26 protein-coding genes are annotated in these 24,614 nt (G+C 50.7%); 11 read left to right on the top strand and 15 right to left on the bottom strand.

What is annotated here, in order from left to right:
- Position 1 precedes the first annotated feature (1 nt).
- The 8 genes from ABV298_RS10705 to hemH all read left to right on the top strand — a co-directional run bounded on the left by ABV298_RS10705 (position 2) and on the right by hemH (position 5,610).
- Positions 2–235, top strand: a complete 234-nt coding sequence (locus tag ABV298_RS10705; RefSeq protein WP_353722109.1) for a DUF2281 domain-containing protein — start codon at positions 2–4, stop codon at positions 233–235.
- Positions 232–639: a type II toxin-antitoxin system VapC family toxin gene (locus tag ABV298_RS10710; protein ID WP_353722110.1), complete on the top strand. Its 408-nt coding sequence runs from the start codon at positions 232–234 to the stop codon at positions 637–639. Before ABV298_RS10705 ends, ABV298_RS10710 begins: the two co-directional genes overlap by 4 nt.
- Complete coding sequence (gene argC, locus ABV298_RS10715; protein ID WP_353722111.1) at positions 632–1,615, top strand: N-acetyl-gamma-glutamyl-phosphate reductase; 984 nt, start codon at positions 632–634, stop codon at positions 1,613–1,615. Before ABV298_RS10710 ends, argC begins: the two co-directional genes overlap by 8 nt.
- Before the next feature lie 77 nt (positions 1,616–1,692).
- Entirely contained in the window at positions 1,693–1,890 is a 198-nt protein-coding gene (locus ABV298_RS10720) for a hypothetical protein (RefSeq protein ID WP_353722112.1), read from the top strand.
- A 119-nt stretch (positions 1,891–2,009) separates the two neighbouring features.
- Positions 2,010–2,255, top strand: coding sequence for a type II toxin-antitoxin system VapC family toxin (locus tag ABV298_RS10725; RefSeq protein WP_353722113.1), 246 nt, complete (start codon positions 2,010–2,012; stop codon positions 2,253–2,255).
- 15 nt (positions 2,256–2,270) lie between these two features.
- Positions 2,271–3,407, top strand: coding sequence for an aminotransferase class III-fold pyridoxal phosphate-dependent enzyme (locus ABV298_RS10730; protein WP_353722114.1), 1,137 nt, complete (start codon positions 2,271–2,273; stop codon positions 3,405–3,407).
- Positions 3,408–3,478: 71 nt separating this feature from the next.
- A complete protein-coding gene (locus tag ABV298_RS10735; protein ID WP_353722115.1) occupies positions 3,479–4,429 on the top strand; it encodes an N-acetylornithine carbamoyltransferase in 951 nt (316 codons plus the stop codon).
- Between the two features lie 107 nt (positions 4,430–4,536).
- Positions 4,537–5,610, top strand: coding sequence for a ferrochelatase (gene hemH, locus ABV298_RS10740; RefSeq protein WP_353722116.1), 1,074 nt, complete (start codon positions 4,537–4,539; stop codon positions 5,608–5,610).
- Between the two features lie 44 nt (positions 5,611–5,654).
- On the opposite strand, the gene ABV298_RS10745 is transcribed toward hemH, so the two are convergent.
- The 4 genes from ABV298_RS10745 to ABV298_RS10760 form a co-directional block, all read right to left on the bottom strand.
- Complete coding sequence (locus ABV298_RS10745) at positions 5,655–6,803, bottom strand: cysteine desulfurase family protein (RefSeq protein WP_353722117.1); 1,149 nt, start codon at positions 6,801–6,803, stop codon at positions 5,655–5,657.
- A gap of 76 nt (positions 6,804–6,879) precedes the next feature.
- Positions 6,880–8,283, bottom strand: a complete 1,404-nt coding sequence (glmM, locus tag ABV298_RS10750; protein WP_353722118.1) for a phosphoglucosamine mutase — start codon at positions 8,281–8,283, stop codon at positions 6,880–6,882.
- 182 nt (positions 8,284–8,465) lie between these two features.
- Positions 8,466–9,206, bottom strand: coding sequence for a peptidase (locus ABV298_RS10755; protein WP_353722119.1), 741 nt, complete (start codon positions 9,204–9,206; stop codon positions 8,466–8,468).
- A 49-nt stretch (positions 9,207–9,255) separates the two neighbouring features.
- Entirely contained in the window at positions 9,256–10,260 is a 1,005-nt protein-coding gene (locus ABV298_RS10760; protein ID WP_353722120.1) for an alpha-E domain-containing protein, read from the bottom strand.
- Positions 10,261–10,548: 288 nt separating this feature from the next.
- Here ABV298_RS10760 and ABV298_RS10765 point away from each other — a divergent pair, with 288 nt between their 5' ends.
- On the top strand, positions 10,549–12,045 hold the full coding sequence (locus ABV298_RS10765; RefSeq protein ID WP_353722121.1) for a helicase HerA-like domain-containing protein: 1,497 nt from the start codon (positions 10,549–10,551) through the stop codon (positions 12,043–12,045).
- Positions 12,046–12,118: 73 nt separating this feature from the next.
- Here ABV298_RS10765 and ABV298_RS10770 read toward each other — a convergent pair whose 3' ends face one another.
- From ABV298_RS10770 to ABV298_RS10790, 5 genes are all read right to left on the bottom strand, one after another.
- On the bottom strand, positions 12,119–12,676 hold the full coding sequence (locus ABV298_RS10770) for an acyl-CoA thioesterase (RefSeq protein ID WP_353722122.1): 558 nt from the start codon (positions 12,674–12,676) through the stop codon (positions 12,119–12,121).
- A 14-nt stretch (positions 12,677–12,690) separates the two neighbouring features.
- Positions 12,691–13,773 carry a Gfo/Idh/MocA family oxidoreductase gene (locus ABV298_RS10775; protein ID WP_353722123.1) on the bottom strand — a complete coding sequence of 361 codons (1,083 nt, stop codon included), beginning with the start codon at positions 13,771–13,773 and terminating at the stop codon, positions 12,691–12,693.
- Between the two features lie 122 nt (positions 13,774–13,895).
- Positions 13,896–14,351 (bottom strand): hypothetical protein, encoded by a 456-nt coding sequence (locus ABV298_RS10780; protein WP_353722124.1) that lies wholly within the window; start codon positions 14,349–14,351, stop codon positions 13,896–13,898.
- A 124-nt stretch (positions 14,352–14,475) separates the two neighbouring features.
- A complete protein-coding gene (locus ABV298_RS10785) occupies positions 14,476–15,141 on the bottom strand; it encodes a neutral/alkaline non-lysosomal ceramidase N-terminal domain-containing protein (protein ID WP_353722125.1) in 666 nt (221 codons plus the stop codon).
- A gap of 123 nt (positions 15,142–15,264) precedes the next feature.
- Positions 15,265–15,798 carry a YceI family protein gene (locus ABV298_RS10790; protein WP_353722126.1) on the bottom strand — a complete coding sequence of 178 codons (534 nt, stop codon included), beginning with the start codon at positions 15,796–15,798 and terminating at the stop codon, positions 15,265–15,267.
- Between the two features lie 182 nt (positions 15,799–15,980).
- Between ABV298_RS10790 and ABV298_RS10795 the strand changes: the two genes are divergently transcribed.
- Entirely contained in the window at positions 15,981–16,781 is an 801-nt protein-coding gene (locus ABV298_RS10795; RefSeq protein ID WP_353722127.1) for a transglutaminase family protein, read from the top strand.
- Between the two features lie 175 nt (positions 16,782–16,956).
- Here the strand turns inward: ABV298_RS10795 and kbl are convergent, their stop codons facing one another.
- Together kbl and ABV298_RS10805 are read right to left on the bottom strand one after the other, a co-directional pair.
- Positions 16,957–18,144 carry a glycine C-acetyltransferase gene (gene kbl, locus ABV298_RS10800; RefSeq protein ID WP_353722128.1) on the bottom strand — a complete coding sequence of 396 codons (1,188 nt, stop codon included), beginning with the start codon at positions 18,142–18,144 and terminating at the stop codon, positions 16,957–16,959.
- Between the two features lie 134 nt (positions 18,145–18,278).
- A complete protein-coding gene (locus tag ABV298_RS10805; RefSeq protein ID WP_353722129.1) occupies positions 18,279–19,232 on the bottom strand; it encodes an NAD-dependent epimerase/dehydratase family protein in 954 nt (317 codons plus the stop codon).
- A gap of 172 nt (positions 19,233–19,404) precedes the next feature.
- On the opposite strand from ABV298_RS10805, the gene ABV298_RS10810 reads away from it, so the two are divergent.
- The gene (locus ABV298_RS10810) at positions 19,405–19,866 is read left to right on the top strand and encodes an Lrp/AsnC family transcriptional regulator (protein WP_106594330.1); all 462 of its coding nucleotides are present in this window, start codon (positions 19,405–19,407) and stop codon (positions 19,864–19,866) included.
- Here ABV298_RS10810 and ABV298_RS10815 read toward each other — a convergent pair.
- The 4 genes from ABV298_RS10815 to ABV298_RS10830 are packed head-to-tail and all read right to left on the bottom strand — an operon-like array spanning position 19,863 to position 24,613.
- Entirely contained in the window at positions 19,863–22,265 is a 2,403-nt protein-coding gene (locus tag ABV298_RS10815; protein WP_353722130.1) for a hypothetical protein, read from the bottom strand. The genes ABV298_RS10810 and ABV298_RS10815 overlap by 4 nt on opposite strands.
- Before the next feature lie 26 nt (positions 22,266–22,291).
- The gene (locus ABV298_RS10820; protein WP_353723171.1) at positions 22,292–23,467 is read right to left on the bottom strand and encodes a DUF4249 domain-containing protein; all 1,176 of its coding nucleotides are present in this window, start codon (positions 23,465–23,467) and stop codon (positions 22,292–22,294) included.
- 14 nt (positions 23,468–23,481) lie between these two features.
- Positions 23,482–24,288 (bottom strand): DUF4249 domain-containing protein, encoded by an 807-nt coding sequence (locus tag ABV298_RS10825; protein WP_353722131.1) that lies wholly within the window; start codon positions 24,286–24,288, stop codon positions 23,482–23,484.
- Positions 24,278–24,613 (bottom strand): DUF4249 family protein, encoded by a 336-nt coding sequence (locus tag ABV298_RS10830; protein WP_353722132.1) that lies wholly within the window; start codon positions 24,611–24,613, stop codon positions 24,278–24,280. The genes ABV298_RS10825 and ABV298_RS10830 overlap by 11 nt, the downstream gene beginning before the upstream one ends.
- Position 24,614 lies beyond the last annotated feature (1 nt).

The following is a 24,614-nucleotide window of genomic DNA, read 5'->3' on the forward strand; positions in this document are numbered from 1 at the left end:
TATGACCAAAATAGAACTTCAAAGTCAAATCCAAAGGAAGGTCCAGGGACTGCCTGCCGACGTTCTTCAGGAGCTTTATGACTATCTGGAAGCTATTTTGGAAAAAAGAAAACAGCAGGCGGAAATAAAAAGCGACCTGCAAGAATGGTGGAACGGCATTGCCGATTTTTCCGATGATTTTTTAACTCAACGTATCCAGCCCCCACTCGATAAATCTGAAAATTTATTCGAATGAAATATCTGTTGGATACCAATATAGTGGCCTACATTATCAAGAGAAGGCCCATTGAAGTCTTACATAAACTACAATCCCTCGATTGGACAGAGATTGCGATCTCGTCAATTGTGGCTGCGGAATTATGGTATGGTGTTGAGAAAAGTCAGCTGAAAGAACAGAACAGGGCGGCACTGGAAGCTTTTCTGAGACCATTTACGATCCTGGATTTTGACACACGGGCAGCCGTGGCATACGCCTCCATCCGTGCGGATCTGGAAAGTAAAGGTAAAGTCATTGGAGCTAACGACCTGCTGATCTCGGCGCATGCATTGAGCCGCGGGTTAATTCTGGTTACCAACAATGTCAAAGAGTTTGAGCGGGTTGGTGGCTTACAAATTGAAAACTGGATTACAAATGAGTAACATTAATATTGGAATAATAGGCGCAGCAGGCTATACCGGGGGCGAGCTGATCAGAATCCTGATAAACCACCCGAATGTAACCATCGCGTTCGCGCACAGCAAAAGCCAGGCGGGCAAGCCCGTTTATGCGACGCACACGGATTTGCTGGGAGATACCGAGCTGGTCTTTTCAGGCGACGACATTCAGCCATTGCTCGATCAGCAAGGTTTGAATGCGATTTTTCTTTGCTCCGGCCACGGCGAGTCGAAAAAGTTTCTGGACGAATACCAATTGCCGGAAACCGTAAAAGTGATTGACCTCAGCACCGATTTCCGGAATGAGTCGAATGGCTTTGTCTATGGCTTGCCGGAATTGCAGCGCGAGCAGATTAAAGGTGCCACTAAAATTGCTAACCCGGGCTGTTTCGCAACAAGCATCGAGCTGGCGGTGTTACCGCTTGCCAATGCAGGTTTGATCAAAGACGACATCCACGTGAGCGCGGTGACGGGCAGCACGGGCGCCGGGCAGGCGCTAAGCGCGACCACGCATTTCACCTGGCGGAACAACAATATGTCGATCTACAAGGCATTCACACACCAGCATTTGACGGAAATCAAAATGACATTCGGCAAGTTGCAGGCTGGTTTCGACAAGCCGGTAAACTTTGTCCCATACCGCGGCGATTACACACGGGGCATCATTGCGAATGTATACACACGTTTCGAAGGTACTTTGGAAGAAGCTAAGGAGCTTTACAAAAGCTATTATGCCTCGCACCCGTTTACGCACGTAAGCGACACGCCGATCGATTTGAAGCAGATTGTGAATACCAACAAATGCTTCGTCCACCTCGAAGTGCACGACGGCCAGCTGCTGATCACGAGCATTATCGATAACCTCACCAAAGGCGCGTCAGGACAAGCGGTGCAGAATATGAACCTGCTGTTCGGTTTGCCGGAAGATGCGGGGCTGCGGTTGAAAGCGCCGGCGTTTTAATTGAGATTTGAGTCGTTTGAGTTTAGAGCGTAAACGAGATGATAGCGATGAACGATTTGATTCAAACATATTACCAATTGAGCGAAACAAAGCAAAAGCAGTTGCTTGCTTTTGCTAATTTACTCTTGCTCAAACAGAAAGCGAAACAATCGAGCGGAAACCTGGCAGACTGGAAAACCCGGATCGCCGAAGCCTCCACTTGGAGCGAGGAAGACATCAAGGCACTCGAACAGAACGCAAAACATCTGAACGAATGGAGAGTACAGGATTGGTAATTGATACCGGGATATTCATCGAGTATTTACGGAGACCGGAAAAGTCAAAAACAGCCCTGGCGTCATTACCAAACGACGTTTCGCTATTCGTCTCGGCAGTTACAGTTTAGGAATTAATGATGGGAGCAACCAATGACCAAAAGAAGAAGGACGTCGAAATCCTTCTTGACGGAATTTCAATCTTACCATTCGACGAGGAAGTTTCGCTGAAAGCGGCGGAAATTTACCATAACCTCCGAAGGCGAAACATGATGATTGAATTCCGCGACATATTCATTGCTGCCACAGCAATCATTTTTCAATTACCAATCAAAACACCAAACAAGGATCATTTTCAAAGAATCGAAACTTTGGAACTGGCCTGATAAATCACAAAAGAAATGTCACACCTCTTTGACGTCTACCCCATTTACGATATAGAACCCGTAAAAGCCGAAGGCAGCTATCTATGGGACCAGCATGGCACCAAATACCTCGACCTTTACGGCGGCCATGCGGTGATCTCAGTCGGCCATTGCCATCCCTATTATGTGGATAAGCTCACGAAGCAACTGAATGCGATCAGCTTTTACTCCAACTCGGTCAAAATCTCCATCCAGGAAGAATTGGCGGTGAAGTTGGGTGAGTTATCGGGTTATCCTGATTATAAATTGTTCCTCTGTAATTCTGGCGCGGAAGCGAACGAGAACGCATTGAAACTGGCGTCGTTTCACAACGGCAGAACGAAGGTAATCGCTTTCACGAAGTCGTTCCATGGCCGGACGGCCGGCGCAGTAGCTGCTACCGACAATCCGTCGATTGTGGCACCGGTGAATTACAAAGAGCATGTTACTTTCCTGCCGTTTAATGACGTAACCGCCGCGGCCAAAGGCATTACCGACGAAGTTTGCGCCGTAATTGTGGAAGGTATCCAGGGTGTAGGCGGCATTAATGTTTGTACAGACGAGTTTTTACAAACATTAAGACGCAAATGCGACGAAACCGGCGCGATCCTGATCCTCGACAGCGTGCAATGCGGCTACGGACGGACGGGCAAGTTCTTCTCGCACCAGTTCAGCGGCATCGAGCCGGACATTATGTCGATGGCCAAAGGAATGGGTAACGGCTTCCCGATCGGCGGGATACTGATCTCTCCGAAGTTCAAAGCAAGCTATGGTTTGCTGGGAACGACTTTCGGCGGAAACCATCTGGCTTGTGCGGCAGGCGTGGCGGTACTCGACATTATGAAAGAGGAAAACCTGATCGCGAACGCGGCTGAGATTGGCGAATACCTGTTTGAAGGCATTCAAGCGATTGGCGGCTATAAAGAACTGAGAGGCCGCGGGCTGATGATCGGCATCGAGTATGATTTCCCGGTGAAAGACCTGCGAAACAAGCTTTTGTTTGAACACAAAATGTTTACAGGCGTGGCGGGCGCGAACACGATCCGCCTTTTACCGTCGCTTGCATTGGGCAAAACGGAGGCCGATCTGTTCCTGGAAGCATTGAAAAAAGAAGTATCTGTCGCGGCTGAGTGACTTTTTTTGAACTAATACCATCCTTGTCCCAGTTGAGAATAGGAACACCTATCTCCGAAATTTTAACCTGAATGAAACACTTTCTGTCCATTAAAGACGTCACCGACCTCCCACAGCTTATCAGCAGCGGCATCGCTGCGAAAAAAGACCCGTTCGCAGACCAGACGCTTGGGAAAAACAAAACCATAGGCCTGTTGTTTTTCAATTCAAGTTTGAGGACGAGGATCAGCACGCAAAAAGCGGCGCAAAACCTTGGCTTGAATGTGATCACGATGAATGTCGGCCAGGACGGTTGGGGGTTTGAGATGGAGGAAGGGGTGATCATGAATGGCGACAAGGCGGAACATGTGAAGGAAGCGGCGGCTGTGATCGGCAGCTATTGCGATATTATCGGCATCCGCTCGTTCGCCGGCTTGCAGGATCGCGATAAGGATTATTCCGAAATCGTTTTCCAGCAATTCAAAAAATATGCGCAGGTACCGATCGTAAACCTCGAATCGGCCACGCGGCACCCGTTGCAATCGCTGGCCGACTGCATTACGATCGAGGAATTTAAACTGAAACAGCGCCCGAAAGTGGTACTGACCTGGCTGCCGCATTTCAAGGCACTACCGCAGGCAGTTGCGAACTCGTTCTGCGAGTGGATGAACCCCATGGACGTGGAACTCGTGATCACGCACCCGGAAGGTTACGACCTTTCGCCCGAATTTGTAGGTAAGGGTCAGGTGATTTACGACCAGGACAAGGCACTCGAAGGCGCGGATTTTGTGTATGGTAAAAACTGGTCGTCGTACAGCGAATACGGGAAGGTTTTGAACACCGATCCGTCGTGGATGATTACCGAGGCTAAAATGGCTTTGACCGACAACGGCAAATTCATGCACTGCCTGCCCGTGCGGCGGAATATGAAGGTAGCCGACGAAGTGCTCGACGGTCCGCGTTCGCTGGTGATCGAGCAGGCCGCCAACCGCGAATGGTCCGCACAGGCGGCATTGAAAGAGGTCTTGTTAGGTTTGCAGTAGCTATTTTTGCAAGACTGAATATAAAAAGAGGATGTATCAAGAAGAGTAGAATCATATTTCGTTGTCATAGCAATTTGATACACCCGCATTATGAAACCGATATTGAAATGAGTACAACCACATTGGCTCAACCCTCTGATTCGACAACGTTGAACGACGTCCGTAAAACCGGCGTACTGATCGTGAACCTGGGCACACCCGACAGTCCGTCGGTACCCGATGTGCGCAAATACCTGCGCCAGTTCCTGATGGACGAGCGCGTGATCGATATTCCGTATCTGAACCGCTGGTTTCTGATCAACCTCATCATTGCGCCATTCCGCGCGCCCAAGTCCGCGAAGGTGTACAAACAGCTCTGGCGGCCCGACGGCTCCCCGCTGAAAATTTATGGGTATTCGGTAAAAGATAAATTGCAGAAAGTCCTCGGCGACGGCTATATAGTCGAGCTGGCGATGCGCTACCAGAACCCCAGCATTGAAAAAGCGTTGAACGCGTTGCGTAAAGAATGCCTGACCGAAATCATCGTCGTGCCATTCTTCCCACAATATGCTTCGGCGTCTACCGGTTCGGTGTATAAGGAAGTCATGCGCGTCGTGCAAGACTGGGAAGTACTGCCCGAAATCCGTTTTGTAAACCGTTTCCTCGAACACCCGAAATTCATCCAGGGTTTTGTGAATTTAGGTAAAAAATACATGGCGCAGCACGATTACGACCATTTCGTGTTCAGCTACCACGGCTTACCGGAGCGGCAGATCACGAAAGGCGATGTTACCGGCAGCTTTTGCCAGTTCGGCAGCTGCTGCGACAAGCTCGATCACCGCAACCAGCATTGCTACAGAGCACAATGCTTCGAAACTACACGGTTGCTCGTGAAAGGTTTGGGTATTCCCGAAGGTAAATATACGACCTGCTTCCAGTCGCGCTTGGGCAAAAATCCGTGGATTAAACCCTACACCGATGAAGTGATTCCGGAGTTAACCCAAAAGGGTGTTAAAAGTGTGCTGGCATTTTCACCGGCGTTCGTGGCCGACTGCCTCGAAACGACCATTGAAGTAGGTGAAGAATATAAAGAAATGTTCGAAAATGCGGGCGGTGTGCATTGGCAGCTCGTCGAAAGCCTCAACGACAGCAATATCTGGGTCGAATGCCTGGAAAATATCATTAAAAACCCGGCCTCCTGATCAAGGGGCCGGGTTTTGGCTTTTTATAGGTTAATGCGTGATTGTTACAGGCTCACGCTTTCTTTCTTGTAAAGGCCGATCAGCGTCTCCACCGCATAATCGATTTCAGCTTCCGTATTGTACTTCCCGAACGAAAAACGCACGTTAGCACGGTTTTCATCGATTTTAAGCTCATTCAACACATGCGAGCCGATGTCAGTACCGCTTGAGCACGCGCTACCACCTGAAACGGCGATTCCGGCAATATCCAGATTGAATAACAACATATCGCTGATGTCCGACGGCGGCAGGCTTACATTCAGGACGGTGTAAAGACTTTTATTCAAATCCGCCGAATTGCCGTTGAAAGCAATACCTTCGATGCCTTCCTTTAACTTTCCGATCATCCGGCTTTTCAAGCCTTCAATGTGTGTCCTATGCGCGTCCATGTCACGGTAGGCGATTTCCAATGCCTTCGCCAGACCCACAATGCCGTAGATATTCTCCGTTCCTCCGCGCATATTACGCTCCTGCGCGCCCCCATGCACAAACGGGTTGATCTTAATGCCTGGACGAACATACAGGAAGCCGATACCTTTCGGTCCATTGAACTTGTGCGCCGCACCGACGATGAAATTCGTTTTCAGTTTTTGCAGATCGTGGCGGTAATGGCCCATCGTCTGCACGGTATCGCAATGGAAAATAGCGTCGTATTTTTCGCAAATATCCCCGGCAGTTTCCAGGTCTAGCAGGTTACCGATTTCATTGTTTCCGTGCATCAAAGAGACCAACGAACGCGGTTTCGAAGCCAGCAATGCTTCCAGGTGTTCCAGGTCGACCTCACCTTTCTCATTCAAGTTCACAAAACTCAGCTCGATCGCACCCAGTTTTTTAAGATGTTCCAAAGTATGTAACACCGCGTGGTGCTCAATGCGTGAGGTAATGGCGTGTTTCAGACCGAACGTCTCGATGCTCGAACGGATAGCGGTGTTATCTGCCTCGGTACCGCCGGATGTGAAAAATATCTCGGCTGGCGCAGCATTCAGGATTCCCGCGATATTCTTTCTAGCCCGCTCGATGGACGAACGTACGGCGCGACCGTAAGAATGGATGGAGGAAGGATTGCCGAATTGCTCGGTCATCAGCGGCAGCATGGCTTCAAGGACTTCAGGGTCCAGTTGCGTCGTAGCTGCATTGTCCAGATAGACTTTCATTGGGATATAAATTAGAAAAATCACTCATTGTCAGTTCAGACAACAAGTGATCCAAATTAGCAAAGCAACAGCTTTATTATTTCTTCGGTTCCGAAATAATTTCCTTGATATCGGAAATGATTTTATTGGCAAGGTTGGTGGCGGTGGTTTGCGTCTCCGATTCAGAGTAGATCCGAATGATAGGCTCGGTGTTGGACCTTCTCAAATGCACCCATTCGCGATCGAACTCGATGCGGACGCCGTCGATCGTGTTCACGGGCTGCTTCGAGTAACGCGTCTGGATGCGGTCGAGGATATTATCGACATTGATCTCCGGCGTAAGCTCGATCTTGTTTTTCGAAATATAATAATTCGGATAAGACCTCCTTAAAACCGAAGCTTTCTTGCCCGATTTCGCCAAATGCGTCAGAAACAATGCGATACCTACCAGCGCATCGCGGCCGTAGTGGCTTTCGGGATAAATCACCCCGCCATTCCCTTCACCGCCGATCACCGCTTTGTTGGCTTTCATCGCATTTACCACATTCACTTCACCTACCGCCGACGCAAAATACTGACCGCCGGCTTTAATAGTAACATCACGCAATGCGGCCGTCGACGAAAGGTTAGAAACTGTATTTCCCGGTGTATTTTTCAAAACATAATCCGCAACGGCCACAAGCGTATACTCTTCTCCAAACGGCGTACCGTCCTCGCACATCAGCGCAAGCCTGTCAACGTCGGGGTCCACAACGATACCCAACTGGTAAGAGCCGTTATTCAGCTCTTTACTGATATCGTGCAAATGCTCGGGCAACGGCTCGGGGTTGTGCGCGAAGTTGCCGGTTGGCTCGCAGTTCAGTTTCTTGATATTCCTGGGATCGACGCCCAGCGCTTCCAGCAACATAGGTACCGCCACGCCGCCGGTCGAGTTGACCGCATCGACCACGATTTTGAAACCGGCGTTCCTTACCGCCTCCACATCGACGAGCGGAAGCGACAGTACTTGGTCGATATGTTTCCGGAGATACGTGTCATCGGCGGCATAGCTGCCGAGCTTTTTTACATCCGGGAAGATGAAATCCTCCTCTTCCGCAATGCGCAGCACTTCGGCACCTTCCGCTTCCGAAATGAATTCGCCTTCGCTGTTGAGTAGTTTGAGGGCGTTCCACTGGATCGGGTTGTGGCTTGCCGTCAGGATAATCCCCCCCGCCGCGCCTTCCGCTTTTACAGCTATCTCGACAGTCGGAGTGGTGGAAAGGCCAAGGTCGAGCACGTTCAGGCCCACACCTTGCAAAGTACCGGCCACCAGGCGGCTTACCATCTCACCGGAAAGCCTTGCATCCCTGCCGATTACTATTTTCTGATTCTGCGGATTGGTACGCCTCACCCATGTCCCGTATGCAGCAGCAAACTTAACAACATCAATCGGAGTCAGCGCCTCACCCGATTTTCCACCCACGATTCCCCTGATTCCTGAGATAGATTTAATTAACGTCACGATCTAGAATTCCTCTTTATGTTTGGTTGCAAAAATACTAAAATTCCCTCTCCCCAATTAGATTTTTCTACAAACAATAAACTACAAGTGAGTATCTGGACTTATATCTTTCCCTCGCCCTCAGCTTCGTCGGCTTGCCGGAAAAGCAGCGACTGTCTAGTATTTCAGGCCAGTTCCAGCGATCATGCCTTCGAAATCTCTCCCATTTTATTAAATACCGGGTCCATCCATTCCAGCGACAATTTTTGTACAGAATTGCTCAGCAGTGCACTCCACTGTTTACCCACGTAATCGAGGTCGTCCTTCTCGAAACGATGCTCCACAAGCTGGAAAGAATCTTTTTCATACATAACGACGTCAATCGGGTAATCCACATCGTTGGAACTCACGCGGGTGGAATCGAAGGACAGAAAACCAATCTTCAGTGCATCCTGCATCGACGAATCGAACTTCAAACTCCGGTAAAGCAATGGCTTCCCGTAACCCGAATTTCCGATGATAATGAACGGCGAGCCGTCGCCTACTTCCACCCAGTTGCCCTCCGGGTACAAAAGGAAAAGTTTGTGATCGGAATCGTTTTCCAATTGCCCGCCTACGATCGCGAACAGGTTGAAAACGAGCCCGGCACCGTTCAGCGCCATCCGGTCTTCGTCGGCTACCCGCCTGACCTGCTGACCCAATGCATTGACCGCTTTGTAAAGCTTGTCGAATGAAGTGTCCCGTTCTTCGAGGACTTCCTTGAAATAGGTAATAGCCTTGTCGCGCACCGACCTCAGCCCGGAGGTCATTACAAAAATGGAGTGCTTTTCAGACTGATAAACGGATACCTTCTTGTTGGTCGAAACCTCGGTCCCGGAGGTAAGGCGCGTGTCGGCAATAGCCACCAGGCCCGATGCGACTTTGATACCCAGGCAGTATGTCATGTGTTAGCAGCTCAATGATGATAGAGTCGCTAAGATAGGAAAGTTTTGATCAGTTCATCCACTGGCTTTTGAAATGCCCCTGGCTCTGGCTTTGCGATTGCCCGGTTTCCAGACCGAAGTACATATCGAAGATCTTGTTGTCCACATCATTGTTCTTGATCTGGAATTTATCGAGGTATTCGTGCAGGCCCATTTTGAAAACATCCTCCACATCCGTGAATTCCAGCTCGCTGCGAATTTTGCTCAATGCGCGCTCCGCCGGGTTGGTGTAGCCGCGCTCGGGAATGGAGCCGGCGATGGCGTACAGCGACAGTTCCGCCTGCCGCACACAGTAGGCGATCGAGCGCGGGAAGAGCTTATCGAGGATCAGAAACGCCACGATATTCATGGGCGTCAGCGCACGATGCGTTTGACGGTACATATTATAGGCGCTCACCGATTTCAGCACCGCGGTCCAAAGCATCAGGTCGAGGGTGGAGCCCGAGGTTCCCGAGTCCTGCAACAACGTAAAATACTTCACATCCAGGAAACGCGAACATTTGTCGGCCCGCTCGATATGCCTGCCCAGCCTCCCGAAATGCCATCCCTCGTTGCGGGTGATGGTGGAATCGACGACTCCGTGGAAAAGCTGGCAATTCTTGCGGATATCCGTAAAATACGACTGCATATGGTCCATATTCCGGAAATCGTCGGGCGAGGTCTCTTTTATGCCCAGATAAAACGTGTTGATACTCTCCCACATTTCCTTCGAGATCGTCTCGCGGATGGTCCGCGCATTCTCGCGCGCCTCGTACAGGCAACTGATGATCGAGTTCGGATTGCGCTTATCGAATGTCATGAAATGGATGACATCCTCTTTCGTGGGCTTATCGTAGTATTTGTAAAACAAAAAGTGGTCGGCCGTTGCGATCAGAAGCGGCTCCCATTGCTCGTCCACATCGGGCGGAAGGTCCAGGGCCAGGTTAAAATTGACTCCCACGAAACGGGCATAGTTTTCGACCCGTTCCATGTAACGATTCATCCAGTAAATAGAATTCGCAACTCGGCTCAACATAATTGAAAGTAATGTCTCTAAAAATGCAAATCAGAATAATTCTAATGCGATTAAGCCAAAATACCTAATAATATTTTGCAAATACAATAATATACAAAAAGTAATATTATTTCTTCACAAATTATTATCCTACAAAATTCGCCTGCCAGTTTGGAATGTTCCCGAAACCTTTAAAATTTGTAACTTAACCATTCATCCAATCATAACCCGTATTTTCCTGTGTCAAAGAAAGAACAATTTATTGCAGCAATTCAGAAATCTTATCAAACTGACAAACCTGTAATTCATTTGGGGTCGGCTATTCTCGACGGCGAGATCATCGGCGAGGCCCGCGTAGACCTTCCCTTGCGCATGATGAACCGCCACGGGCTGGTGGCCGGAGCTACCGGGTCGGGCAAGACGCGTACATTACAGGTCTTTGCGGAGCAGCTTTCGGCGGCGGGTGTGCCGGTTTTCATGTCCGATATCAAAGGCGACCTTTCCGGTATCGCGCAACCGGGCAAAACCAATGCAGCCCTGGAAGAACGCGCACAAGTACTCGGTACGGTTTTCGAACCGAAGGGATTTCCCGTCGAACTGTACTCCCTCAGCGGCAACAAAGGCGCCCAAATGCGTGCTACCGTACTGGAATTCGGGCCGATATTGCTTTCCAAAATCTTCGAACTGAACGAAACCCAGGCCGGCGTACTCGCTATCCTGTTCAAATATGCCGATGACAAGGACCTGCCGATGGTGGATCTGAATGACTTGAAAAAAGTCCTGAACTACCTCTCCGAAGGGCCGGGCGCGGCAGAAATCAAGGCCGATTACGGTACCATTTCCGCGTCCACGGCCGGAACGATCCTGCGCAAGATCGTCGCACTGGAGCAACAGGGTGTCGGCAGCATTTTCGGGGAAAGATCCTTCGACATCGCAGATCTGATCAATAAAGTCGACGGCCAGGGAGTGATCAGCCTGCTGAATGTGTCCGACGTGCAGGATAAGCCCGCATTGTTCTCGACATTCATGCTGAGCTTGCTCGCGGAATTATACCAAAAACTGCCCGAAGCCGGCGATCTGGACAAACCCAAACTGGTATTCTTCCTCGACGAGGCCCATTTACTTTTCAAAGATGCCCCGAAAGCATTCCTCGAACAGATCGAGCAAGTGGTGAGGCTGATCCGCTCCAAAGGCGTGGGAATTTTCTTCTGCACCCAAATGGCGCAGGACGTGCCGGTATCGGTGCTGGGCCAGCTCGGTAACCGCGTACAGCACGTGCTCCGTGCATTCACTCCGCAGGATGCCGAGGCTTTGAAACAGACCGTTAAAACTTATCCGAAATCGGATTTCTATTCCATCGACCAGGTGCTGACGACCCTCGGCATCGGTCAGGCGTTGATTACGGTTTTAAATGAGAAAGGTATTCCAACCGAAGTCGCGGCTACACACCTGATGCCGCCTGCATCCGTCATGGGGCCGATGGTACAGGCAGACTACGATAAGCACGTGCAGCAATCGGATATTTATGCCAAATACAAAGACCCCGTAGACCCGGAAAGCGCCTACGAAATCCTGACCAAGCGCATGGAAGACCACGCCCGTGCGGAAGCCGAGGCGAAGGAAGCGGAAGTTCAGGCGAAAGTCGAGGCGAAAAAGGAGAAAGAGCAATCGAGCATGATCTCCGACGCGCTTAATTCGCCACTCGCGAAGCAAATTGGCCGCGAAGTGGTACGCGGCGTTTTCGGAATGTTGTTTGGCAAGAAAACAACGTCGCGCAAAAGCGGTGGCGGGCTGTTTGGATTTTAAAGGCTGTCAGGCTGAGCAGTCGAAGCCGCGATACTGTACCGCGGCTTCGACTACACTCAGCCTGACAATTCACTCAGACATCCGTATCATAAGCGATCACACAACGCTGATCGGCCAGCTTATCCAGGTTATCCGGCACGTCGAGGCGCGTTTTGGCATTGTCAAACGCGTCTCGGTACTTTTCTTTCAGTTCGCGGCGCTTGATTGCTTCCAGAAAACGGCGGGCATCTTCTTCGTTTTCCAGAACCAGTTCCGGAACGACGGTCGGTTTATTGTTATCGTCCTTCGCGACCATTGTCACATAAGAGGTATTGGTATGCCGTACCGAGCGGTTACGTACATTCTCGGCCACCACCCGAATGCCTACTACCAGCGAAGTTCTCCCCACATAATTCACCGACGCATGCAACGACACCAGGTCGCCTACCTCGACCGGTTCGAGAAAATCCACCCCGTCCACGGAAACGGTCACGCAATACGTTCCTGCGTGGCGCGACGCGCACGCGTATGCGACCTTGTCGATTAATGAGAGCAAAATGCCCCCGTGTATTTTCCCGCCGAAGTTGGCATAGGAAGGGATCATTAACTCGGTGAGGGTTGTCTGCGAAAAACTGACGGGCCTGGGCTCCATTATGTATTGTCTGGTTATTTCAAAAAGATAGTTTTACCGGTTTTAGCCGCTTCCCTCGCCGTTTCCAGTATTTCGACGACGGTCACATTTACCGGTAACCCGTACAAGTCGTTCTGTTCGAGTTTCAGGCGGCCCCGGACGACATCGGCCAACACCGAAAACGGATCGGTATAGGGAGCGGGCCGCGGATCGAGTCTGAGCGTTTCCTCCGGTGCGTTTTCCTGTAAGCGCTGGCGTACGGTGGTCGCGTTTACGGCCACAGCGTAGCCTTTATTACCGTAAACCTCCATATCCTTGCGGGCGAACGACCAGTTCCACGAGCCCTGGATAATGCATTGCGCTTTGGGATATTGCAGAATAATGGACGCTTCGTCGTCGACATTCTTGTAAATATCGGGCTTGTTCCGGTGCGTTACGGCGGTTACCGAAACGGGCCGCTCGCCCTTCATGAGCCAGGTCATCAGATTGGCCCCATAGCACCCGAAATCGATCAATGCGCCTGCTCCGTTTTTGACAGGGTCGGTCAGGATAGCGAAAAACTCCTTGCTTACCCCGATCTCCTTCGGCCCCTGGTGGCCGTCGTTGACCATCACTTTGCGGATTTCGCCCAACTTGCCGTCCTGGATGAGCTGGTTCACGTACTGATTGCTTGCGTACCAGGAAGTTTCGTAGTTGGTCAGAACGTGGATATTGTTATCCGTTGCCAGTTGCCGGATTTCCTTCGCATCGGCAAAAGTGGTCGCCAGCGGCTTTTCCACCATTACATTGATCTTCCGCGGCGCACACGCCCTCACCACTGCGACGTGCTCGTTAATCGCCCCGAATGCGGACACCGCTTCCGGTTTGGTCTCGTCAAGCATTTTGCCCAGGTCGGAATAGAAGAGCTTCGGATCGAGCTTGTAGCGTTCTGTAAATTGCTTCACCAAATCGGGATTTGTTTCCCAAATACCTACCAGTTGAATGTCGGTTTTGTCTTTCCGGTTGAAGATCCAGCCTACATGACCGTGGCTCAGGCCTGCCACGGCCACACGGACCGGCTTTTGTGCCATTGAAGAAATGCTTAGCAATGCAAAAAAGAGAGATACAAATGTTTTCATCGTCGTTTACGGTTCAGGATAACTTGTCAATAATGTCTTTAATTACCTCCTGCAAATAGGCGCCGTTGTAGGGACCGTACCAGTTCATGGTTTTCGTTTCGTACAGATCGCGGTTGAAATACTTATCGTGGGTAATGTAACCGATATACCCCCCCGTTAAAGCTCGTCACGATCAGGTTCAGGCCTTTTTTCTTCGCATAGGCATCCAGCGGAGCTGTCAGTTCACCAGAAAAATCGCAGGGCATGCCTACCATCAGGATATTGCCCATACGCAATGCTTTCACAAACACCGGATATTCGCCAAAAGCCTTTTTGAACGCCCACGGGCGCAATACAATGTTCATCGTAAGCCGCGGCGACGGCTCGCGCAGTGGTAACGGCAACGTCACGGTTTCCACAATAGAATTTTTAGAATCCTCCTTTTTCGTGTCGGGGGATAATAATGCGTTCTGAACACCAAATGCCTGGTTTTTCACCTCGTCGAAATCATCCGTTCCCTTTTCGATCGGCCCCATGCTGCCTACGGCCCCGGCCATGTACATCGCGAAGTTATACCGGCCTTTTTCCAGCGAATCCACGAGCGCCCCGGGATAATCGCGCGAGAGGACAATGTTTTTGGAATTTAAAACAGTTGAATGCGCGGCGAACGAGCTCAGAATCGCCTTTTGCCCGCTTTTGGCAACGAATGCCGCCGAGCGTATTTCAGGATCGATACCCCCCCTCCTCGCCTACCAGCCGGTTACGGATATCGAGTGAATCGAGCGATTCCAGGTAAGTCAGTTGCACGGGTTCAAGCTTCTTTCGGGCTTCGGTTATTGCCTGATGAAATGCGTTGGCCAGGCTTTCCACGATCGCGGGATCATATTTACCCGAGAAAAACAGCGACGAAATACCCGTTCCCCAACCGCCAACGCTATTATGGCTATGTGTGGCGCCGAAATAGATCTGCCCGAACGGAATATCGCCCGGTTTCAACTTCTCTTTCAGGGATTTGATCACCGTCGGCGGAACGATCAGCAAATCGGCGGCGACGATAGCCGCTTGGGTATGCCCGTTGTCGATCACCATCGCGCGCACGTAAACGGAGTCGTGCACAGCCGTGTACAGTTTTCCCCGGCGGTTACCGTAGCCCGCCGTAGGGGTAGGCGACGCCGGTGTGATATTAACCTTCGCCCATCCCGCCTGTAACGTTCCGGAAGCACCGGCGGTGTCGGGCCGGACTCCGGCGATGAGCGTTTTCCATTCCCTGTAATAGGCCATTTCCCGGTATGGCGTGTCGTCCATTGTTGTGATCATCGTGGCAATGGCAAGCACGAGCAGAAGAAGAAAAATCCCGATAACTTTTAAAATAATCCGCAGCAATTTCATGGATTGCGAGTTTAGGTTCGATGAAAAGACGGGATTCCCCGTTTTCTATTGATATCAAAATACCCGGCAAACCAGGTTTCAGGTTCGTGCCGGGCATTATGTCAAAAAAGATTTACTGGTAGATCACGCTTGCTTTACAAGCTGGATGTTGGCGATCAGTTTCACGTCCTCGCCGATCACCAAACCGCCCGAATCGGTCAGCTGCATATAATTCAGGCCGAATTCCTGACGGCTTAAACGCCCTTCCACCTCGAAACCGACACGCAAATTGCCATCGGCATCCTTTTCGGCACCGCCGTATTCGGCATCGAGCTCGATCGGCTTGGTAATGCCTTTCAGTGTGAGGAGGCCCGAAAGTTTATATTTATCGCCTTTTACTTTGTGAAAATAGTTTGATTGAAAAGTAATGTGCGGATACTGCTCGGCATCGAAGAAATCCGCCGAACGCAGATGAGCGTCGCGCATCTCCACATTGGTATCGATACTGCTCACGTCGAGGGAGAAATGTATTTCCGCATTTTCGAAGTTATTCATATCCGAAGTAGCCCCGCCTTCAAAATTCTTGAAGGAACCGGTAATCGTCGAAATTACCAGGTGTTTGATCTTGAACTGCACTTCTGAGTGCGCCGGGTCTACGATCCATTTTGTAACTGCCATAGATGTATTATTTAAATTTCACTAAATACTACTCGTCCTAAAATTAATATTCCTGACGTACAAACGCCGATTAAAACGATTTAATTCTGGTCTATACGGGAGTTCATAATAAAATAAATGGCACGTAATTTTTAAGTAACTAAGCATCATTACATTGAACCAGATATTAATCCGCCTTATACATGAAAATGAAGGGAAGAAGCATATTCACGTACGACGTGTATGCCCCCACCACGGTAACGACCATGTTACGCCCCCGCCGTCAGGAAGGCCAGTCGATCATTCAGGAAGGTTTTAACATCGAGCCTTCAATACCGTTTTCGGAGTATACGGACCTTTACGGCAATCCGTGTCAGCGCACGATTTTGCCGGTGGGGAAGGTGACCATTTCCACCGAAGTGCACGCGCAGGTAAATCCCACGAAGCCCATTCCCGATCCGCCGCCTGCGTATATGCCCGTGGGGGATTTGCCTGATGAGGTAATGCATTATATCCTGCCAAGCCGCTATTGTCAGTCGGATTTACACGAAATCAATATGTTAGCCCTCGAAATCGCCGGCAACCTCACGCCGGGTTACGAGCAGGTGGAGGCGATCCGGGTGTGGATCCATCAAAACGTGCGTTATCAATACGGTGTTTCCAATGCCGCCACCACCGCGCTCGACACCGCCCGCAGCCGCATAGGCGTATGCCGCGATTTCACGCACCTGGCCATTGCATTATGCCGCAACCTCTGCATCCCGACGCGCATGACGGTCGGCTACCTCGATCAGTTGAAGGAAATGGATTTACACGCCTGGTTCGAAGTTTTCATTGGCGGCGAATGGTACACCTTCGACGCCGTGCAGGAAAAAACCGAGGGATACCGCATCGAAATCGCCCACGGCCGCGACGCCGCCGATGTAGCGATGGTTACCCAATACGGCAACGCGACATTGCAATCGCTGCACGTGGAAGTCGAATTGCTTGACGCGGAAAGGTAGGTGGGGCGGGAATGGAAATGCCGTCAGGCATGCGACAACAGAGCATTGTTATTACATGCCTGACAGCATTTTTTGACGCAACCAGCGCCGTCGCATTCCCACCAATATTACATGCTTAGCAGCATTTCTCTCGAACTACATTTGACTACACTTGACAATACCTGACCACACCCGACTAAATCACGCCCAGCTCGCGGCCTACTTTCGTAAATGCCGCCACCGCCTTTTCGAGGTCGCCCTGCTCATGCCCGGCCGAGATCTGGACGCGGATACGCGCTTTGCCTTGCGGTACCACGGGATAGAAGAAGCCGATCACGTAAATGCCTTCATCGAGCAGTTTGGCCGCAAATTCCTGCGCCAATTTTGCTTCGTAAAGCATAATAGGCACGATCGGGTGCTCGCCGGGCAGAATATCGAAACCGGCGTCGGTCATGGCCTCGCGGAAATATTGCGTATTCCGTTCCAGCTTATCGCGTAATTCGGTGGACGAGGTGAGCAGATCGAGTACTTTGATGGAAGCGCCTACAATGGATGGCGCCAATGTATTGGAAAACAAATACGGACGAGAACGCTGGCGTAAGATCTCAACGATCTCCTTTTTTGCAGCCGTAAATCCACCCGACGCGCCACCTAATGCCTTGCCGTATGTGCCTGTGATAATGTCGATACGGCCCATTACGTTGCGGTACTCGTGCGTACCCCGTCCGGTTTTTCCCATAAAGCCGGTTGCATGGCATTCGTCGATCATCACCATTGCCCGATATTGCTCGGCCAGGTCGCATATCTTGTCGAGCTGGGCAATGGTACCGTCCATGGAAAACACGCCGTCCGTCACGACCAGAATGCGGCGGCTGCCTTTGGCGTCTTCGAGTTGCTTTTGCAAATCGGCCATGTCGTTGTGCTTATAGCGAAAGCGTTTGGCTTTACAAAGCCTCACGCCATCGATAATCGAGGCGTGATTCAGTTCGTCGGAAATAATGGCATCCTGCTCGTTCAGCAACGGCTCGAAAACGCCTCCATTCGCATCGAATGCCGCCGCGTAGAGAATGCAATCCTCCATTCCGAGAAATTCGGCTGTTTTGCGTTCAAGTTCCTTGTGAATATCCTGCGTGCCACAAATAAACCGCACCGACGACATCCCGAAGCCATGCGAATGAATGGCGTCGATCCCCGCCTGGATCACTGCCGGATGCGACGAAAGCCCCAGGTAGTTGTTAGCACAAAAATTAAGCACATCCACACCATCGGTAGTAGCGATATGCGCAGCTTGCGGGGTCGTAATCACGCGCTCCTTCTTATATAACCCCGCCGAGCGGATTGCTTCCAGTTCGGATTGAAGCTCTTTTTGGATGGTACCGTACATTGTGATGAATTTTGAATTGAGTGAATTTTAAATGAGTGAATGAGTGAATTTGAATGAGTGAATTTGAACAATTTTAATGACCACTCTTGACTATGAATGACCACACTTGACCATTCTGTCATTCACTCATTCACTCATTTATTAACGACTTGATACTTCTTCCGCAACTCGCTGATCATCTCTTCCGTCATCTTATCGAGCGAGTAGCTTGGCCGCCAACCCCAGTCTTTTCTCGCCTGGGTGTCGTCGATTTCCTTCGGCCAGGAATCGGCGATGGCCTGGCGGAAGTCTGGTTTGTAAGTTATGTCGAAATCGGGGATAATTTTTTGAATGCTTTGGGCGATTTCTGCGGGCGAAAAACTCATTCCAGCGAGGTTGTAAGACGTTCGCACGGAGATTTTTTCGGCAGGCGCTTCCATCAGTCGGACTGTGGCGTCCATCGCGTCACTGATGTAGATCATCGGCAAGGTCGTTTCGGGTTTCAAAAAGCATTCGAATGCTTCGCCTTTCACCGCCTTGTGATAAATATCGACCGCGTAATCGGTGGTACCGCCACCCGGCATCGACTGATAGCCGACAATGCCGGGATAACGTAGCGAGCGGATATCGACACCGTACCGTTTGAAATAGTAATTCGACCAATTCTCACCCGCCGCCTTACTGATGCCATAAACCGTCGACGGATCAAGGTATGACCATTGCTCGGCCAAGGTATCCACACGGTCACCGAAAACGGCAATGGAACTCGGGTAAAAAACCTTTCTTACCCCGTTCTCTCGCGCTACTTCGAGTACGTTGAAATACGTTTGCATGTTGATGTGCCACGTCCGGAGCGGGTCCTGCTCGCCTTTTGCCGAGAGGATGGCGGCGAGATGATAGATTTGCGTAACGCCGTATTTCCGCACGATAGCTCCCATTTCACCGGCGTTGGTCGCGTCGAGCTGCTCAAAAATTCCGGCCGGGGATTCGGGCATGCGGATGTCCGTTGCCACCACTTTCCCCAGTCCGTAAATTTCCCTCAGATATTCCACCAGAACGGATCCGATCTGCCCGTTTGCTCCTATTACTAAAACGCAGTCCGTTTTCATAAAAAACCACTTTTGGGTAAAGCATAAATCACTTGCAATTTCCCATTTGCGAAAATTATTTTCAACAAACACCCTATTTTACAGGAAAGATTACCACACTATTTGAATTTTGAAGCAAAATTTACTTTTTAACGTTCAATTCGAAAGCGGTACCAGTAAATATTATTGCCCCATGGAACAGTTGGACAAAATCGATACCAAAATCCTTCGTATCCTGCAAAAGGACGCGAAGAAAACGACCAAGGAAATCGCGACGATGCTTAACCTAACCGTGTCACCGGTGTACGAGCGGATAAGAAGACTGGAAAGTTTGGGCTACATCAAACAATATGTAGCTATTTTGGATAAAAAGCTCATCAACAGGCAGGTGACGACCATCTGCCAGGTATCGATGCGCTACCATAACGAGGCATTTATCGAAAAGTTCGAACAGGAGATACAGAACCTTCATGAAGTGCAGGAATGCTATCACATGGCCGGGCAGGTCGATTTTTTGCTGAAAATCAATGTCGCCAGCCTCGACGAGTACCACGATTTCGTGAAATACAAGCTGTCTAAAATAGACAACATAGGCGTGCTCAACAGTACCTTCGTATTAAAGGAAATCAAGCACACCTCGGAGTTTTATATTTAAAGGCTGCGTTTCTTGACGTCAAATGAAACGGTTTTGCTGCCTGCCGTACCATCGGGGGTAATGCCCTGGATCACCACATTGTAACGGCCCGTCTGGTCGGAAGTATAAAATTCGACCGTCGCTTTGCCGTCTTTGCCGGTCGTCACATTCGGCGCCCAATGCAGAAGGTTCCGGAAGTCGGCTATGCGGCTGTTGGCATTGTTGCTATCGTATTTCGGGGCATAGAACTCTCTCTGTGCCTGAACGCCCTCGTAAGGCATCACCAGCACTTTCGGGTCGAGTTCAAAACCACCGAGGTCGCCGCGGTAAGTCGAGAAGCTGACAATACCGGTAAAAGTCATCGGCCCCAGAAAATAGCGCGAGCTCAGCAGCTCTATTTTTTTAACTTTCAAAGGATCCATTTCTATGATTTTATCGGCATCGAAGATTGGAATGCCATCCAGAAGCATCAGCGGGTCGGTGGTGTAGTAAGTGTTCGGAAGCAGCTTGTCGATCATTCGCAGATGAAACTCTTTTTGCCTCCTGCGCACGAGGACACCCTTCACATATTCCCTTAAAACCTCCTCCATAGTAGGAAAGCGGGTAAAATCGTCGAGGAAATACTTCTCGTCAGGCATCCCGAAGAACGGTAACGAGTCGGTAAGCACCGCTTTTTTCTCGGTGTAAATTCTCGGCAGGTACGCATTGGCGGTTTGCATGTTGATGGACCGCGTCAGCAGCTGGTTTTCCAGGTTCTTGTCAAAATAGAAAGATGCGGTGTGCGTAGTCGAGAATTGCCTTGAAAACGGGCTTGCCACCTCGAAACGGCAGGTTGTGTCATTGGCAAGGTCCGTTTGCAGCGTGATTTCCTTCGGGCCTGTAAATTGTCTTACTTCGAATTTCACCCGGCCGTTATCATCGCTTCTGTCGACGTACAACCGCGCCGGAACGTCCAGCGAAGCCAGGAACGCATCCTTGTTTTTAGCAGGCATTCCGTCGGATTTGTTGAGCAGGCGTGCATGGATAAAATGTCCGTCGTATTCAGGCAAATGTTCGAAGGTAACAAGCTGGCCTCCAAACACCTTGTCCCATTTCAAACGACGCCAGCCGTGGGTCAGCATCAGGTTATCGAGCTGGCGGTCGGCGTACTTGCCGGTGTTCTGCAAATAGTACCCGGGATTTTCAATATCACCTTTCAAATCGGCTGTAAGCCACAAATAGCTGTGGATATCGTGTTGCGGCTGATATTGAATGGAATCATCGAGGTACACCGCCACCGACAGGCTACTCCAGGCCGGCAACCCCTGTCCTGTCCCTGCCAGGAGGTTCACCGCCACTTTTTCCCGGGTAATGAAGCTTTTCCCGAGCTGCGCCTCGATGGTCAGCTGCTTTTCGGGCCTTTTGAAATACAGCCTTTCACAAACCGGTTTCAGCTTTTCATTGAATATGGTGATCTGGGAGATGCCTTCGCCCAGCTTAGCCTTTTCCAATACAAAAACCGCCTTTCCATTGCTCAACGCCTTTTTTCCAAACAGGGCATTGGCCTGGCGCGTGTGCGTGAGTATGTACACATTCGCGGGAGCGTCACTCTGAAGGCGTGCGGCAACCGTTATTTTCACGAGTGCCGACGTCGAATCCTTCACCTCCATGACGTAACCCAACGGCTCCGCTTTCGGTAATTCGTACTCGAACCGTTTACCTTTGGTGTCGGTAATGGCCGCCTTGTAGGTATCGCCTTCCGCAGGTTTCATCGTGAAATAGCCAATCCCGTTCAATTCCGGTTCAAATTCCAGGACCGTTTCATTCCGCTGATTCAAAATGCTCCCTTTAAACCGGATTCCCTTGCCATCGACGCCTACCGCGCGGAATGCGACCTTACTCTCGATGCCATTCACCCAGTGCCCGCCCTCGGGAAAAAACTGTACGTCGTAGTGCGTTTCCTCCTTCGAGGCCTTGTCCGGATCGAATCGCACGAACGGGTTCAGGATGGAGATGGATGTTTCGAAGTAACTCTCGGCGGCGAAGTTCTTCATCCAGCTGGTGTAGCAGCGCAATTTATATTTCCCGCTTACGAGCGTAGAAGGCACTTGTGCTGAGCCATTCCCACGACCATCGGCCAACGCGAATTTGGTCTGCACGACCGGGTTATTCTCCGTGTCCAGTACTTCCAGATAACCCACTTTGCTCAGGTCAAGAAAGCGGTGCGTGGCCCCGTTAAGGTTGTATGCCTTGAACCAGATCGTCTCCCCCACCAGGTAGAATGGCCGGTCGATATGCACATACATTTTTTCCTGCACGGCCCGCTCTGTGTAAAGCCCGAAGCGCTGTTGCATGGACGCCAGCATGGCGTCGTCCTGCGCACGCAAAGGCCCGTATAATGCCAATGCCAGCAAACCGCAAATTAATGTCCTGAGTTTCATTGTATATTTTCAGACAATAAAAATTATCACTCGTCCCAAAATGATGGCTTGGTGGTAGTCCCTCCCTGCGACCGGCAGTCGGCACACGACTCCGATGTCCCCAGGTAACCGCTTTTCGGCAAGCCCTGATAAAAATAGAGCAACACCGCCGCCCCGTTGAATGCTTCGTTAAAATCAAGTGTATCGGGGGCCTGGCAGCGGGGATACGCGCCTAGCCGTTCGCGGATAAAAACCCGCTGTTTCTGCTCCTGTGCTGCGCTGAAATAACCAAAAACCAGCTCTTTCGCATCGGATACGTTCCGGATGTTGCCGGTTACCTGCGATGGCTGGGGATCGAAAAGGCTGCCGGTCCCCTGGGTGGTTTTGGCGAGATCCGTCCAGTATTCAAATGCTTCGCGGGTAAGCCCGTACTGTTTTACAAGAATGGTATAACCGAAATACAGCTTGTTGGAAGCAATGTCCACGATGTTGACCGGCAACTCCCTGATGATGTCCTGACTAAGCTTGATCGTCGAACCGAGTTTGATATCCCTGGATGCCAGTGTTCGCCAGCAGACATTGATATTATCCTTCCGCGAAACGATTTGCCCCGCTTTATAATCGCGGGTCAGGCTGGAATAATAGGGCATCCGGTATTCGTAAGTTTCTTCGAAACTCCACCTGTAAAAACGCGTCGCATTCGTTGCGTCGTGGGTATTTACATAAATTAGCATCGCATTCCGCACCGGATCTACCCGATGGCTGATGCTGTCGATCGGCGGCGTCTTGCTTACTACCACGTATGCCGACTCGTACTGGCGCCCGTCGCTCCTCCGAATCCGAAGCCTGTATTTTGTATCCTGGTTGAATGACGACGGCGGCAGCTTGTAGGAACCGTCTCCCATATCCTGGAACGCGTAGCTCTCTCCGTTTTCCGCATCCACGACAATGGACGCACCTGTTTCCTTTTCCACCGCTTTGTCGTCGTTGGTGGCTTGTGTATGGCTTAAAAGAATGGTACTGGTATCGCCGTTTACATTCAGAAATCCGTCCACTACGAGGTAAGTTTCAGGATCGCTTACTTCCGGCGGCGAGAACGGTTCGATACAGCCGTTAACAGCCCATCCCACGGCCAGCCCCAACGACCACCATCGCCCCATGCGCCTTTTTCTGAAACCGCCACTTTTCAGTTCTTTGATGAAGTTTGTCTTTTTCACGATCATTACCGACAGATTCGTTACCAATACGAGGGTTTTTCGGTGGTACCACCTTGCAGACGGCAGTCGGCGCAGGAATGCGCCGCCACCAGAACAGAGTCCGAACGCGGCCCCCAGTAAGTCAGGAGCAATTTAGCCGTGTTCAAAGCGCATTCGTCGGCGTCGCGTGACGAGCACCGGATCGGAATGGTGTCCGGCTCGATACAGCGCGGAAACATGCCCAGCCTCGGCGAGATGGTGAATCTGCGGGTTTCCTCCGTCGCCGCGCTGAAATAACCGAATGCCAATATCCGCTGGTCGGCGACATTACGGATGTTACCTGTCACCTGCGACGGAAGCACATCGAAAAGGCTTCCGGTACCCTGGGTTGTTTTGGCAAGGTCGGTCCAGTATTCGAACGCCTGCCGCGACAAGCCATATTGTTTTACCAGGATGCTGTATTTGATAAAAAGCTTGTTGGTTGAAATAGGCACACGGTTAATCGGCAGGTCCTTAATCACATCGCTGCTCAGCTTGATGGTGCTGCCCAGCAATATACTGCCCGATTTCAGTTTCCCCCAACATCTGTTAATATTGTCCCGCCTGGTAACCACGGAATCGTTCCTGACCATCAATGCGGAATAGTAAGCCGCTTCGTATTCCCAGGTTTCCTCGAATTTCCAGCGATAAAACTGTGTTTTGCCCTGCGTGTCGTGGGTATTTACATAAAACACGGCCGCATTCAGCACGGGATCTACTTTATAGGTAACGCTGTCGATCGCAGGGGTGATAGTAACCGCCACGTACTCGGACAGGTATTCCTGCCCATCCTTTGTTTTAATCCTCAACCTGTACTTGCCCCCCCCGGTTGAACTGCCTGGGCGGCAATGTGTAAAGCCCCCACCCCGATTCGCTCAGCGGCGACGTTTCGCCGTTTTCTTCCTCCACCCACAATTGCGCGCCGGTTTCGATGGCCGGCGCGGCGCTCGCGTTGACGTTCTGGGTCCTGCGGAGTTCGATGCGCGTCGAATCGGTACCACCGACATTCAGGAAACCGTCGATCACCAGGTAGTTCTCGTCCGAGTTGGTCTCCGGTGGGGAAAACGGTTCGACACAGCTGTCAACGATCAGCAGTAATGCAAAAAAGCCTATTTTTAATAACCAGTATCTCATT

Source organism: Dyadobacter sp. 676, from assembly GCF_040448675.1.
Classification (GTDB): domain Bacteria; phylum Bacteroidota; class Bacteroidia; order Cytophagales; family Spirosomataceae; genus Dyadobacter.